Below are 12,757 nucleotides of genomic sequence, written 5' to 3'. Positions count from 1 at the left end.
ATGGGGCTTGCACCGCGCGTATCCGTGTGCCGCCATCGGGGCGGGGGCATCCCCTGTGCCTGACAGGAGAGGACATGCGCTTTTCGGTGCTGCACGAGACGATCTACAGCTATGAAACCCCGGTGACGCTGGCCGCGCACCGGCTGCGGATGAGCCCCCGCCGCGATGCCGGGCGGTTGCTGAGCCGGGAGCTGGCCGTCGATCCCGGCCCCATCGTCAAGCGCGAGGTTGCCGACAATCAGGGAAACCTGACGCTGCTGCTGGAATTCGAAGGCTAAACCGACCGGCTGCGGCTGGAAAGCCGCTTTGTCATCGACACCGTGCCGCCGCCCATCATCACGCGGGCCTTGCCGCCACTGCCTTGGGCGTTGCGGGCAAAAGAGCACCGGCCCTACCTTGTCAGCGCCGATCCCGGCCCGGCGGTGAGCGATTTCGCCGCCGCCCTGCTGCGCGAGGCAAGGGCAGAGCCGCTGGCCTTTCTGGATGCGCTGACGCTCACGCTGTTCCGCCGCACCGATCGGCGCATCCGCGAGACCGGCTTTGCCCAGACCCCCGCCGAAACCCTGACCCGCGCCGAGGGGGCCTGCCGCGATCTTGCGATTCTGTTTCTTGCCTGCTGCCGGGGGGTCGGGCTGCCGGGGCGCTTTGCCAGCGGCTATCAGGCCCATGCCGAAAGCGTCGATGGGCAACGTCACCTGCACGCCTGGCCCGAGGTCTGGCTGCCGGGGGTTGGCTGGCTGGGGTTCGATCCGACCCATGGTCTGCGGGTCGGCGACGGGCATGTCGCGGTTTATGCCGCGCCCACGCAAGAGGAAACCATGCCGGTCGAGGGGGGCTATTATGGCCTGCCCACCGGCGCGCGGCTCGATTACCGGGTCGAGATCACCATAGGCTGAGGCAACACCGGAACGGGTCGAAACAGATGCCCGAACAGCAAAAAGGCCACCCAATGGGCGGCCCCTGCAATCTTTATGCGATCAATGCGACGATCAGCCCTGTCGGGCTTTGAACCGACGCTGGGTCTTGTTGATCACGTAAACGCGGCCCTTGCGACGCACAACGCGGCAGTCGCGATGGCGCTTTTTGAGCGAGCGGAGCGAGTTTGCGACCTTCATGGGTCTCTCCTCATTTCGCGGCGCGCGAGCGCCTGATGTTGCCGTCTGTCCCGGGTGCCATGTGGGCGCGTGCCCGGGTCACAGCACCGCGAAACGGTGAATTGTAGGTCATGGTGGGCGGTACTGGGATCGAACCAGTGGCCACTACGATGTCAACGTAGTGCTCTACCGCTGAGCTAACCGCCCATTCTGACCCTTGCGCTAGCGTGTCTCTTGCCCCGGAAGCGCCGGGGCGCGAGGTGTTTCGCGCCGGTAGCGGGCGTATAAAAGGAGTCGTAAGTCGTGGCAAGGGCTTTTGTCTCCACGATTTCAGGTTTTTTACTTCGCCGTGAAACTACAGAAAAGACGCTTTGGGCCAGAGGCAAAATCGCGCTAGGATGCCTTGAAACGGAGGGTGTATTGCCGAAGGTCCCCTATCATCTCGATTTGCCCGAAGCGATCACCTCGCTCGTGGTTTTTGCCTCTCCGCATTCCGGGCGCGACTATCCCTGGAGCTTTCTGCGCACCACCGTGCTGGACGATCAGTCCATCCGCACCTCCGAAGACGCTTTTGTCGACCGGCTGTTCGACTGTGCGCCGCAATTCGGCGCGCCGCTGTTGCGGGCCAATGCACCGCGCGCCTTTCTGGATCTCAACCGGGCCGCCGATGAGCTTGACCCGGCGCTGATCGAAGGGGTGCGGCGCGGCGGGCACAACCCGCGCGTGGCCAGCGGGCTGGGCGTGGTGCCGCGCGTGGTGTCGAATGGGCGGGCGATCTATCGCGGCAAACTGCCCATGGCCGAGGCCGAGCGGCGCATCGCGCATTTCTGGCACCCTTACCACGACCAGCTGCGCGCGCTGCTGGCGCAGGCCCATGCGCAATTCGGAGAGTCGGTGCTGATCGATTGCCATTCCATGCCGCATGAGGCGGTGGACGCGGTGGCCCGCAATTGTGCCCGTCGGCCCGAGATCGTCATTGGCGATCGTTTCGGCGCTTCGGCCGCGCCTGCCATCGTTTCGCGGATCGAGGCGGCTTTTGTCGCGGCGGGGCTGTCGGTGGTGCGCAATATGCCGTTTGCCGGGGCCTATGTGACGCAGGCATATGGGCGGCCGTCGCGCCGTCAGCACGCGGTGCAGATCGAAATCGACCGCTCGATCTACATGGACGAGGTCGAGATCAGGCCAAACGCCAATTTTCAGGCCTTCCGCCGCCTGCTGCGCGGCGTGGTGGCGGATATTGCCAGCATCGGTCACGAGGGCAAGGCGCTGCCGCTCGCGGCAGAGTGATCACAGGATCCGGTCCAGCGCCGCATCAAGCGGGGCCGGGGCGTCGATCTGCAAGCGCACCGGCAGGCTCAGCACCTTTGGGCGGAAACTTTCCGGCAGGCGCACCGCGTCCTTTTCGGTGGTGACCAGCTGAGCGCCCAGTCGCAGCGCATCCGCTTCCAGCCGGGTCAGCAGGGCGGGGGTAAAGGGCTGGTGATCGTCCAGCGCGTGCGAGGCCAGCAGATCCGCGCCAAGGCTCTTCAGCGTGGCAAAGAATTTCTCTGGGTGGCCGATGCCGGCAAAGGCCAGCGCGGGCAGGCCCTGCCAGTCCATGCCTGTCTGCAACGGGGTCAGCGCCCCGGTCAGATGCGGCAGGGTGATGCGCTTGCTCCAGAGCGCGGCGAACTGGTCCTGAGCGGGCTGCGGGCCGATCGACAGCAACAGATCGGCGCGGGCAAGCCCGGTCGCGACCGGCTCGCGCAGCGGTCCGGCGGGCAGGCAGCGCCCGTTGCCAAAGCCCTTGGCGGCATCGACGACGACGAGGCTCAGATCCTTGTGCAGGGCCGGATTCTGGAAGCCGTCATCCATCACGATGACATCGGCGCCTGCGGCCAGCGCGGCGCGCGCACCCGCGGCGCGATCGCGCGCGATCCACGCCGGGGCAAACGCGGCCAGCAGCAGCGGCTCGTCGCCGACCTCGGCTGCGCCATGGTGCTGCGGGTCGACGCGGGTGGGGCCGGTCAGGCTGCCGCCATGCCCACGCGACACCACATGCGGGCTGCGCCCACGCGCCAGCAGCCGTTCGACAAGGGCGATCACGGTGGGGGTCTTGCCGGTGCCGCCGGCGTTGATGTTGCCGACGCAGATCACCGGGACGCCGATGCGCGCGCCGGGCCGCGCCAGACGCCGGGCCGTGGCGCGGGCGCTCAGCGCAGCCAGCGGCGCCAGCAGGCGCGCGGGCAGGGCGGGCGTATCGGGATCGGTGTACCAGAAGGCGGGGGGGCGCATCAGGCGGGCTCCGGCTCGGCATCGACGGTGTCGCAGACCAGCGCGATGATTTCGTCGGTCAGCGCTGCACCCTGGCTCACCACGTCCCAGCCCGCATGGGCCATGGCGGCGGCGTGATCGGGGGCCACAAGATGCGACACGGCGGTCGCCAACGTGTCGGAATCGCGCACGATGCGCGCCGCGCCCGCCTCGGCGAGGCGCGAATAGGAGGAAAGGTAGCGCCCGACGTTCGGCCCATAGAGCAGCGCCGTGCCATGGGCGGCGGCCTGCAGCGGGTCTTCGCCGCCGGGGCCGGGGCGCAATGACCCGCCAAGAAAGGTGACCGGCGCCAGCCGATACCACAGCCCGAGTTCCGAGGCATCCTCGGTCAGCAGCACCTGGGTGTTTTCATCGGGCATGTCGCCATCGTCCCAATAGGCCCCCCGCAGCGGCGATTCGCGCAGAAGCGTGGCAATGGCGCGCCCGTCTCCGCGGCTGGCAGGCACCATGAACAGCAGCAGGCGATGCGCAAGGCGGATGGCGCGGGCATGGGCGCGCAGGATGTCGCCCGCCTCGTCGGCGCGCACCCGCGCCGCCAGCCAGCAGGGCCGGCCAGACAGCAACTGTGCCATCTCTTCGTGCAGCGTGCGGCGGCAATCGAGCGTCGGGGCGGTTTCAATCAGCGGGCCAGAGCGGCGCAGCCGGTCCACGGGCAGCCCAAGGCGGCGCAAGCGGCGCCAGCCGGGCTCATCCCCGGCAAACAGCAGGTCAAACAGATCAAGCGTCGCCGTGGTGCAGTCGGGCATCCAGATCGGGCTGGGCACACGCCAGATCTCGGGGGCGATGCAGGCCAGGCGCGTGCCCTTGTCATGCAGCCGTGACAGCAGCGCCGGATGCAGAAGCGTGCCCGTCCACAGCCCGATCTGCGGACGCCAATGCGCGGCAAAGCCTTGCGCTTCGCCAGCGCCATCCGGCCCCAGCGGCTGCCCCAGCAGCCCATCGGGCAGCCGCTGCGGCCCCAGCGTCGCGGGCCATGTCAGCAGGACCGAGATTTCGGGCCTCTGGCAGCGCAGCCGCGCGCCGATGCTTGCAAGGGTGCGCAGCACGGCCTTGTCATGGGCATGCATCCAGACAAGCGCGCCGCCCGGGCGCGCCGCCGTCGGGGGCGTCGCAGAACTTCGGCTCCGAGCGGCGGCGAGATAGGCGCTCAGCGCAAAGGGCTTTCGCGCGGGGGGCGAGTCCGGCAAGGGTGTCAGCCGAGTTCTTCGGTGGTCGATGCCTCGGCTTCTTCGTCGCGCAGGCGGTGCAGATGGGCGATGAAATAGCGCATGTGGGCGTTATCGACGGTGCGCTGCGCTTCGGCCTTCCACGCATCATGGGCGCTGGCGTAATCGGGGAAGATCCCGACAACGTGCAGATCGTCGACATTCTTGAAGACGTTCTTTTCCGGGGTGACGAGCTCGCCGCCGAAGACAAGATGAAGTCGCTGAACCATGGGAGGTGTCCTTTCATGCGGGAATGGGTGCACCCTACGAGCCGCAGGGGCGAGGTCAAGCCAGCATCCGGCGCGCCGCAGAGAGCCTAGTGCCGCAGCCGCGCCAGCATGTTGGCGTGCAGCGCGGGGTTGGCGGCAAGGATGCCGTCATGGCGCGGATCGGGCGCATTGAAGCGGATCGGCGCGCCGTGCCGGTCGGTCATTCGCGCGCCCGATTCGGACAGCAGCAGCGCCCCTGCCGCGATATCCCATTCCCACGAGGCGCGCAGCGTCAGCATCGCGTCAAAGCGTCCCTGCGCCACCAACCCCAGCCGGTAGGCCACCGACGGGCGGTGGTGGCGGCTGAGCTGCGGCACCGCGCCATCCCAATGCTCTGGTTCGAGCACCGGGCGCGTCACCAGCACGCGGGCGGTTTCGGCATCGCGCACCGTGCTGGCCCTGAGCGGGGCACCGTTGAGCCGCGCGCCCTCGCCGAGGGCCGCATCGAACATGCGGTCCAGCAGCGGCAGGTACACCACGGCGGCGGTGATCTTGCCGCGCCGCGCCACCGCAAGCGAATGCGCCCAGCTGTCAGAGCCTTCGATAAAGCTGCGCGTGCCGTCGATGGGATCGACGATGAACACGCTGTCGGCCGCCAGCCGGTCCGTCGAATCGATGCTTTCCTCGGAGAGCCAGCCATAGCCGGGCCGCGCCCCGCGCAGAATGTCGCTCAGCGCCGCGTCCACGGCCATGTCGGCATCGGTCACCGGGCTGCCATCGTCTGGCTTCCGGCGCACGTTCAGCGCGCTTTGGGCAAAGCCCGTGGCGATCTCGGCCGCAGCGCGTGCGGCGCGGATCAGCAGCGCAAGATCACTCTCCGGCAAGCGTGAGCCCCTCGACCAGCAGCGAGGGCACCACGCGGCTGAGATAGGCCCGCCCGTCATTGGCCGGGATCACCCGTGGCAGGAAATCGCGCAGGTTGCCGGCGATGGTCACCCCGGAAACGGTGTAGCTTGGCACACCGTTTTCAACCCAGATGCCCGCCGCGCCGCGCGAATAATCGCCGGTGTTGGGGTTGATCGTCGCGCCGATCATCGAGGTCACGATCAGCCCGGTGCCCATCTGCGCGATCAGCTCGTCGCGGCTGGCGCTGCCTTGGGTCAGCGCGATGTTCCAGCTGCTCGGCGACGGGCCGCCGCCGGTGCCGCGCGCGGCATTGCCGGTCGGGTCCATGCCCAGCTTGCGCGCATTGGCCAGATCCAGCGTGAACCCCTTGAGCACGCCGTCCTCGACCAGGGCGCGGCGCTGTACCGGCAGGCCCTCGGCATCGAACGGGCGCGAGCCCATCATGCGCGGGCGGAACGGGTCCTCGATCAGCGACAGACCCTTGGGCAGCACCTGCTCTCCGAGTGCGTCGCGCAGCCACGAGGCGCCGCGCGCCACGGCGCTGCCGTTGATTGCCCCGAGAAGATGCCCGATCAGCGACGACGAAATGCGCTCGTCAAACAGCACCGGCCATGCGCCGGTCTTGGGCTTGCGCGGGTTCAGCCGTTCCAGCGCCCGCTCGGCGGCAATGCGGCCAATGTCTTCGGCAGAACGCAGATCGGATTGGAAGGTGCGGCTGTCACCGTCGTAATCGCGCTCCATCGTCGCGCCTTCGCCCGCGATGGCCACGCAGGAGCGCGACCGGCTCGACCGGGTATATCCGCCGGAAAAGCCGTTGCTCGCGGCCATGTGCACCCGTCGCCGCCCGTATCCGGCCGAGGCCGATTGCACCTGCCCGATGCCGCTCACCGCCAGCGCGGCGGCCTCGGCGATGCGGGCGTCTTCCTGCAGCTCGGCGGGCGAGGGGTCTTCGGCGGGATCGCACATCTCAAGCGCGCCCACATCCCATGACGCGACCAGCTGCGCCGGGTCGGCCAGCCCGGCGTGGGGGTCTTCGGGCGCTTCGCGGGCCATCGCCACGGCGCGCTCGGCCATGCTCGCCAATGTCTCGGGGCGGACATCCGACGACGAGACCACCGCCGAACGCCTGCCCACGAACACCCGCAGCCCGATATCGACGCCTTCGGAGCGTTCGGCATGTTCCAGCGCGCCGCCGCGCACGTCGATGGCGATGGAACTGCCATCAACGGCAATCGCGTCCGATGCATCGGCGCCCGCCTTCGCGGCGGCGTCCAGCAGATTGCGGGTCAGTATGTCGAGGGTTCGGGTGGTGTCGGTCATGGATGCTCCGCCTTGGCTCGTATCCCGAGGTAGGGTGCGCCGCCCCGCGACGCAAGGAAAACGGCTCAGTCGGGCGTGCCGACCACGCCGACGATCGGGCCCATGGCGCGCCCGACCAGATCACGCCGCCCGAAACCGGGCGCGTAGAGGCGCGAAACATTGCCATCAAGGAACAGCGCCTGATCCAGCTTCAGCCCGTCGCGGAAAAAACTCGCGAAGTCGTGGAAATTTACCGGGTTGTTCGAGATGGCAAAGATCGCGGTCTTGCCGTTGTCGGATGTGCCGACGCCATTGCGCAGATAGCGCGAGTCACTGTCCGGAATGAATCGCGGATGCAATTCGCCGTCGATCACCAGCATCGGGCCGGACTGGGTGGCGAAATCGCAGGCGGGGCGGTCAGCGAGGTATTTGCGGGTCTCGATCACGTCGGCGCGGCGGGCGCGGATGCACAGGATGCCATTGGGCAGCAGCCCGAAATTGCCCGGACCAGCGCTCGAGACGGCCTCGTTCAGGGTCTCGCCGTCTTCGATATAAAGCCCGACCGGCGCGCGGTTCGGGTGGTACATGCCAGCGTTCATCGCAAACAGCAGCGCCTTGTCCTCGGCGCCAAGGCTGGCATCCAGCTGCGGGAACTGTCCCCAAGCCCCGCCGTCGGGATTGTAGAGAAACAGGCGCAGATCCTCGCGCGCCGCATCCACCTTGCACCAGGTGTAGCGGTTGCCCATGTAGCTGCTGTCCTGACATTCAAGCGCAGCCGCCGGGCCGGCCAGCAGGGCAAGCGCGGCAAGGACGGCGCGCAGGATCACTCTTCTTCCTCGATGTCCCGGCGCACCGCATCCTGCGAGAACAGGCGGCGCGTCTCGTCGAGCCGATCGAAGGTTTCGTCGAGCCGAAACCGCAGCTCGGGCGCGTATTTCAGGGTCAGCCCCTTCGATACGGCGCGGCGCAGCTCGTTCTGGTTGCGTTTGAGCCTTTCGAACATCGCGTCCGAATCGCCGCCGCCAAGTGGCACCACATAGGCGGTCGCGACCTTCAGATCGGGAGACACGGAGACCTCGCCGACGGTGATCGACAAGCGGTTGAGTTCTGGGTCATGGATATCGCCTCGCTGCAGGACTTCGGACAGGGTGCGGCGAATAAGTTCGCCGACCCGAAGCTGTCGCTGGCTGGGCCCTTGCCCGTCGTGGAATCTGTTCTTTGCCATGGGCACTCACTTAGTCTTCTGCCGGGGCTTTGCCAAGCGGCGCACTGCGCGCTAAGCAGGGCGCGATTTATGGACAGGAGATGACGATGACGGACAAGCCGGGCGTGGTGGTGACGGGGGTGTCTGGCCGCATGGGGCAGATGCTGGTGCGCGCACTCGAGAAAAGCGACCGGCTGGCCCTGGTCGGCGCCGTCGAACGAACGGGGCACGACTGGGTCGGACGCGATCTTGGGGCCTGCATGGGCGGGCAGGAAAACGGCGTCGTCGTGACCGATGACGCGCTCGAGGCGTTCTCGAAGGCGCAGGCGGTGATCGATTTCACCGCGCCTGCGGCCACGGTGGCCTTTGCCGAACTGGCGGCGCAGGCCCGGGCGGTGCATGTGATCGGCACCACAGGGCTGTCCGATGACGATCTGGCAAAGATCACGGCAGCGGCGCGCCACGCGGTTGTGGTGCGGGCCGGGAACATGAGCCTTGGCGTGAATCTGCTGACCAAGGTGACGCAGCAGGTGGCGGCGGCGCTGGATGAAGACTGGGATATCGAGATCGTCGAATCGCATCACAACCAGAAGGTCGATGCCCCCTCCGGAACGGCGCTGATGCTCGGCGAAGCCGCCGCCGCCGGACGCGCGGTCGATCTGGCCGAGGTGTCAGACCGTGGCCGTGACGGCATCACCGGCAAGCGCACGCGTGGCCACATCGGCTTTCACGCCCTGCGCGGCGGCGATGTGGTGGGCGAGCATGAGGTGATCTTTGCCGCCGCAGGCGAGCGGATCTTCCTCAAACACGTCGCTTCCGACCGTGGTTTGTTCGCACGCGGTGCCCTGAAGGCAGCGCTCTGGGGGCAGGACAAGGCACCCGGTGAGTATGACATGCTGGACGTGCTCGGCCTGAACGACTGATCGCACCTGACTGTCAGAGCACGGAGGGGGCGCTGCCCCCGCGCTTCGCGCCCCCCGGAGTTTACCCGGCAAGATGAAGACAAGCGCCGCGCCCCACCTTCATCTTGCCGGAGAAACTCCGGGGGTGAGGCCGCAAGGCCGAGGGGGCTGGCCCCCTTTCCACCGTTCGGCGGGGCGGATCAGAAGTCGATCGCGAGACCTTTTTTCTCCCAATCCCCGTAGCGCGCGGGGTCGAGGCCGTCGCGACCGCCGTATTCCTTGGGCAGCGGATTGCGGGCGGGGTCTTCTTCGGCAGTGCGGCGGCGCTCTGCGGCTTCGGCAAGGGCGCGCTGTGCAGCGGGGGGCAGGTTTGCGGGGGCTTGGATATCTTCGGTCATGGCGGCTTTCCTCAGGTGTTCCCTGCTGATATAGGCGCGGCCAACCCCACCAGACAACCCGGGAGAGATCCATGGCCGCCATTCCCTCTGCCCGCGCGCAGGCTGTTCAACTGCTTGGGCAGGTCCTGGGGCAGGGGCGGCTGATGTCAGATGCCATGTCCGGCCATGCGTGGGAGGCTCTTGCGCCCGCCGACAAGGCCACCGCGCAGAGGCTGGCGATGGAGGTGCTGCGCAATCTCGACCGCTGCGACCGGGTGCTGAAGCCGCATTTGCGCAAGAACCCTCCGCTATTTGTGCGCAACGTCTTGCGCCTGGGTACGCTGGAGCTGTGCAGCGGCGGGGCGGCTCATGGCGTTGTGAACGAAGCGGTGCAGATGGTGGGGGCGGATCGCAAGACCCAGACCATGAAGGGCATGGTCAACGCCGTGCTGCGCAAGGTGGCCGAGGATGGCCCCGCGCAATGGGCGAGGCTACGTGCGCCGCGTCTGGCGCGCTGGCTGCGCGATCCGCTTGTCGCGGCCTGGGGGCCGCAGGCGGTGGCCGCGATGGAGGCCGCGCATCTTGCCGGCGCGCCGCTGGATCTGACTGCCAAGGGCGATCCGCAAGCGCTCGCCGATGCCACAGGCGGCGCGCTGCTGCCCACTGGGTCGGTGCGGCTGGCGCAGGCGGGGCAGGTGTCTGCGCTGCCCGGCTTCGAGGCTGGCGAGTGGTGGGTGCAGGACGCCGCCGCTGCGCTGCCTGCGCGTTTGCTGGGGGATGTCGCCGGTCTGAGCGTGCTTGACATGTGCGCCGCCCCCGGCGGCAAGACCATGCAGCTTGCGGCGGCGGGGGCGCGGGTCACCGCGCTTGACCTGTCCGAACATCGCATGGCCCGGGTGGCCGAGAATCTTGCCCGCACCGGGCTGGCCGCGCAGATCGTGGTTGGCGATGCGTTGGACCATCAGGGCGCCTACGATGCCATCGTGCTCGATGCGCCCTGTTCCGCCACTGGCACCATTCGCCGCCACCCGGATCTGCCGCATGCCAAGCAGGGCGAGGGCATTTCCGAGCTGATCGGTCTTCAGGGCGCAATGATCGACCATGCGCTGACGCTGCTGGCGCCGGGCGGGCGGCTGGTGTTCTGCACCTGCTCGCTGATCCCTGATGAGGGCGAATGCCAGATCGAAGAGGCGCTGGCCCGCCACGAAGGTCTGCGCGTTCTGCGCCCCGAGGCGCCCGGCCTTGACGAGGCGTGGCGCAGCGACGAGGGCGGCCTGCGTCTTCGGCCCGATTTCTGGGCGGATCGCGGCGGCATGGATGGGTTCTATATGGCAGTGCTGCACAAACCCGCCTGACCCGGCCCTTTGCGGGATGACTTGATTCTGTGCGCTTGGTAAGCTTGTGCCCGAAAGAACCGCGCCACCAAGAGCCGCGGACAGACCCCTGAGTCGGGGCAGGACTGAGGGCAAAAGAGGCGTATGTCACGGACAGAGGGCTTGTCCGCCGCAATCACGCGGCTTCTCAACCGCTTTCACGCGCGCTTGTCGGCGCGGGCACGGCCGGCGACCGGGTTCGTGTCCAGCCCCGAGCCGCGCAGCACCGGGCGCTTTGCGCGTGGGCGGCAGCTTTGCGCCGGGAACCTTTTGTTCGCAGGTCATCTTATCGAAGCCCCCGGTGCAATGATCTGGGATCTGAGCGCCCCCGATCCGGCATGGGACGCAGAGATCCACGGGTTTCGCTGGCTCGACGATCTCGCCGCTGTCGGTGACATGCACGCGCGGGCGCTGGCGCAGGACTGGCTGTGGGGTTGGATCGACCGCTTTGGCGCAGGGCACGGCGAGGGCTGGTTGCCCGAGGCGGCGGGCCAGCGGCTGATCCGCTGCATTCACCATGCGCTGTTCGTGCTGAGGGGCACTGACGGCGCGCGCTCTGATCTGTTCTTCCAGTCGCTGGCGCGGCAGACGATCTTTCTGGCGCGGCGCTGGAAAGCCTCGCCGCCGGGGCTGCCGCGTTTCGAAGCGCTGACCGGGCTGCTCTATGCCGGGCTGGCGCTGGAGGGCATGGCCGAACATGTCGCCCCGGCGCTTCGGGCGCTGGCGCGCGAATGCGATGCGCAGATCGATGCTCAGGGCGGCATTCCCACGCGCAATCCCGAAGAGCTGCTCGAGGTGTTTACCCTGCTGACATGGGTACAGGCGGCGCTGGAGGCGAGCGATCGCGAACCAGACCCGGCGCTGACCGGTGCCATTGCCCGCATCGCGCCGACCCTGCGGGCGTTGCGCCATGCCGATGGCGGGCTGGCCCGGTTTCAGGGTGGGGGAAAGGGCATCGACGGGCGGCTCGATCAGGCGCTTGCCGCCTCGGGGGTGCGCCGCAAGCCTGCGGACGGGCTTGCGATGGGCTATGCGCGGCTTGGCTTTGCCCGCACCACGGTGATCATCGACGCCGCGCCGCCGCCGCGCGGCAAGGCCAGCGCCGATGCCCATGCCTCGACCCTTGCCTTCGAGCTGACCTCGGGGCGGCGGCCGCTGGTGGTCAGCTGCGGTGCGGGCACGGTGTTCGGCGAGGACTGGCGCCGCGCCGGGCGCGCCACGCCATCGCATTCGACACTGTGCCTTGATGGCTACAGCTCGGCGCGGCTGGCCGAACCGACAATGGTTGGCGGGATGCCGCGCGAATATCTCGAAGAGGCGCCCGAAGACGTGCCGGTGCAGATCACGCCCTCGGGCGACGGGCTGTGCTTTGAGGGCGGACATGACGGTTATCGCCGCACCCATGGGCTGACCCATGCCCGCAAGCTTGAGCTGTCGCAGGACGGGCGCACCCTGATTGGCGAAGACCTGCTGACCACCCTGACCGACCCCGACAAGCGCCTGTTCGACCGGCGCATGGATCACGCCCAGCTCAGCGGCCTGCCTTGGCAGTTGCGATTCCATCTGCACCCGGATGTCGATGCGGCGCTTGATATGGGCGGCTACGCCGTGTCGATGGCGCTGAAATCCGGCGAGATCTGGGTGTTTCGGGCGGAACAGGGGCCGCAACTGACGCTGGAGCCGTCGGTTTACCTTGAAAAGGGCCGTTTGCGGCCCCGTGCGAGCAAACAGGTCGTTTTATCCGGCCGCGCGATGGAGTATGCGAGCCGCATCCGCTGGAGCCTGGCCAAGGCACAGGAGACCGCCATCGCGGTCCGGGACCTGGTCGAGACGAGGGCGGAAGACGAGACGCCTTAACCTTTGGGAACCGATCCG

15 protein-coding genes and 1 tRNA gene are annotated in these 12,757 nt (G+C 68.0%); 6 read left to right on the top strand and 10 right to left on the bottom strand.

The features are described 5' to 3' along the window. The first annotated feature begins 74 nt into the window (after window positions 1–74). Both Q4543_RS13815 and Q4543_RS13810 read left to right on the top strand, forming a co-directional pair. Complete coding sequence (locus Q4543_RS13815) at window positions 75–278, top strand: transglutaminase N-terminal domain-containing protein (protein ID WP_303439054.1); 204 nt, start codon at window positions 75–77, stop codon at window positions 276–278. A 42-nt stretch (window positions 279–320) separates the two neighbouring features. Beyond that, window positions 321–896 carry a transglutaminase family protein gene (locus tag Q4543_RS13810; RefSeq protein WP_303439053.1) on the top strand — a complete coding sequence of 192 codons (576 nt, stop codon included), beginning with the start codon at window positions 321–323 and terminating at the stop codon, window positions 894–896. 93 nt (window positions 897–989) lie between these two features. On the opposite strand, the gene ykgO is transcribed toward Q4543_RS13810, so the two are convergent. Together ykgO and Q4543_RS13800 are read right to left on the bottom strand one after the other, a co-directional pair. After that, window positions 990–1,115: a type B 50S ribosomal protein L36 gene (gene ykgO, locus Q4543_RS13805; RefSeq protein ID WP_007792261.1), complete on the bottom strand. Its 126-nt coding sequence runs from the start codon at window positions 1,113–1,115 to the stop codon at window positions 990–992. A 111-nt stretch (window positions 1,116–1,226) separates the two neighbouring features. Next, window positions 1,227–1,301: transfer RNA gene (locus tag Q4543_RS13800), tRNA-Val, on the bottom strand. Between the two features lie 213 nt (window positions 1,302–1,514). On the opposite strand from Q4543_RS13800, the gene Q4543_RS13795 reads away from it, so the two are divergent. Further along, the gene (locus Q4543_RS13795; protein ID WP_303439052.1) at window positions 1,515–2,381 is read left to right on the top strand and encodes an N-formylglutamate amidohydrolase; all 867 of its coding nucleotides are present in this window, start codon (window positions 1,515–1,517) and stop codon (window positions 2,379–2,381) included. On the opposite strand, the gene lpxK is transcribed toward Q4543_RS13795, so the two are convergent. From lpxK to rbfA, 7 genes are all read right to left on the bottom strand, one after another. Beyond that, window positions 2,382–3,368 carry a tetraacyldisaccharide 4'-kinase gene (gene lpxK, locus Q4543_RS13790; protein ID WP_303439051.1) on the bottom strand — a complete coding sequence of 329 codons (987 nt, stop codon included), beginning with the start codon at window positions 3,366–3,368 and terminating at the stop codon, window positions 2,382–2,384. It abuts the gene before it with no gap. Then, window positions 3,368–4,594, bottom strand: a complete 1,227-nt coding sequence (locus Q4543_RS13785; RefSeq protein ID WP_303439050.1) for a 3-deoxy-D-manno-octulosonic acid transferase — start codon at window positions 4,592–4,594, stop codon at window positions 3,368–3,370. Before Q4543_RS13785 ends, lpxK begins: the two co-directional genes overlap by 1 nt. A gap of 5 nt (window positions 4,595–4,599) precedes the next feature. Further along, window positions 4,600–4,842, bottom strand: a complete 243-nt coding sequence (locus Q4543_RS13780) for a DUF4170 domain-containing protein (RefSeq protein ID WP_216005379.1) — start codon at window positions 4,840–4,842, stop codon at window positions 4,600–4,602. A gap of 86 nt (window positions 4,843–4,928) precedes the next feature. Further along, window positions 4,929–5,705, bottom strand: coding sequence for a 3'(2'),5'-bisphosphate nucleotidase CysQ (locus Q4543_RS13775; protein ID WP_216005380.1), 777 nt, complete (start codon window positions 5,703–5,705; stop codon window positions 4,929–4,931). Next, complete coding sequence (locus Q4543_RS13770; protein ID WP_303439049.1) at window positions 5,692–7,047, bottom strand: TldD/PmbA family protein; 1,356 nt, start codon at window positions 7,045–7,047, stop codon at window positions 5,692–5,694. Before Q4543_RS13770 ends, Q4543_RS13775 begins: the two co-directional genes overlap by 14 nt. A 65-nt stretch (window positions 7,048–7,112) precedes the next feature. Beyond that, window positions 7,113–7,850, bottom strand: coding sequence for a phosphodiester glycosidase family protein (locus tag Q4543_RS13765; RefSeq protein WP_303439077.1), 738 nt, complete (start codon window positions 7,848–7,850; stop codon window positions 7,113–7,115). Next, window positions 7,850–8,251 (bottom strand): 30S ribosome-binding factor RbfA, encoded by a 402-nt coding sequence (rbfA, locus tag Q4543_RS13760; protein WP_216005382.1) that lies wholly within the window; start codon window positions 8,249–8,251, stop codon window positions 7,850–7,852. The genes Q4543_RS13765 and rbfA overlap by 1 nt, the downstream gene beginning before the upstream one ends. Before the next feature lie 86 nt (window positions 8,252–8,337). Here rbfA and dapB point away from each other — a divergent pair, with 86 nt between their 5' ends. Next, window positions 8,338–9,153: a 4-hydroxy-tetrahydrodipicolinate reductase gene (gene dapB, locus Q4543_RS13755; RefSeq protein ID WP_303439048.1), complete on the top strand. Its 816-nt coding sequence runs from the start codon at window positions 8,338–8,340 to the stop codon at window positions 9,151–9,153. Window positions 9,154–9,332: 179 nt separating this feature from the next. Here dapB and Q4543_RS13750 read toward each other — a convergent pair whose 3' ends face one another. Next, window positions 9,333–9,530, bottom strand: coding sequence for a DUF1674 domain-containing protein (locus Q4543_RS13750; RefSeq protein ID WP_303439047.1), 198 nt, complete (start codon window positions 9,528–9,530; stop codon window positions 9,333–9,335). 71 nt (window positions 9,531–9,601) lie between these two features. On the opposite strand from Q4543_RS13750, the gene Q4543_RS13745 reads away from it, so the two are divergent. Then, window positions 9,602–10,864, top strand: a complete 1,263-nt coding sequence (locus Q4543_RS13745; RefSeq protein WP_303439046.1) for an RsmB/NOP family class I SAM-dependent RNA methyltransferase — start codon at window positions 9,602–9,604, stop codon at window positions 10,862–10,864. 123 nt (window positions 10,865–10,987) lie between these two features. Continuing rightward, the gene (locus Q4543_RS13740) at window positions 10,988–12,739 is read left to right on the top strand and encodes a heparinase II/III family protein (RefSeq protein ID WP_303439045.1); all 1,752 of its coding nucleotides are present in this window, start codon (window positions 10,988–10,990) and stop codon (window positions 12,737–12,739) included. Window positions 12,740–12,757: the final 18 nt, after the last annotated feature.

This window comes from Salipiger sp. 1_MG-2023 (assembly GCF_030547555.1).
Lineage (GTDB): Bacteria > Pseudomonadota > Alphaproteobacteria > Rhodobacterales > Rhodobacteraceae > Salipiger.
The sequence above is the reverse complement of the archived record's forward strand: the minus strand, read 5'-3'. Positions and strand labels throughout refer to the sequence as shown.

What these genes read in the sequence shown, in the direction of transcription:
- Q4543_RS13815 (WP_303439054.1), top strand. Translation starts at nt 75, where the DNA reads ATGCGCTTTTCGGTGCTGCACGAGACGATCTACAGCTATGAAACCCCG.
- ykgO (WP_007792261.1), bottom strand. Translation starts at nt 1,115, where the DNA reads ATGAAGGTCGCAAACTCGCTCCGCTCGCTCAAAAAGCGCCATCGCGAC.
- lpxK (WP_303439051.1), bottom strand. Translation starts at nt 3,368, where the DNA reads ATGCGCCCCCCCGCCTTCTGGTACACCGATCCCGATACGCCCGCCCTG.
- Q4543_RS13780 (WP_216005379.1), bottom strand. Translation starts at nt 4,842, where the DNA reads ATGGTTCAGCGACTTCATCTTGTCTTCGGCGGCGAGCTCGTCACCCCG.
- Q4543_RS13770 (WP_303439049.1), bottom strand. Translation starts at nt 7,047, where the DNA reads ATGACCGACACCACCCGAACCCTCGACATACTGACCCGCAATCTGCTG.
- rbfA (WP_216005382.1), bottom strand. Translation starts at nt 8,251, where the DNA reads ATGGCAAAGAACAGATTCCACGACGGGCAAGGGCCCAGCCAGCGACAG.
- dapB (WP_303439048.1), top strand. Translation starts at nt 8,338, where the DNA reads ATGACGGACAAGCCGGGCGTGGTGGTGACGGGGGTGTCTGGCCGCATG.
- Q4543_RS13750 (WP_303439047.1), bottom strand. Translation starts at nt 9,530, where the DNA reads ATGACCGAAGATATCCAAGCCCCCGCAAACCTGCCCCCCGCTGCACAG.
- Q4543_RS13745 (WP_303439046.1), top strand. Translation starts at nt 9,602, where the DNA reads ATGGCCGCCATTCCCTCTGCCCGCGCGCAGGCTGTTCAACTGCTTGGG.
- Q4543_RS13740 (WP_303439045.1), top strand. Translation starts at nt 10,988, where the DNA reads ATGTCACGGACAGAGGGCTTGTCCGCCGCAATCACGCGGCTTCTCAAC.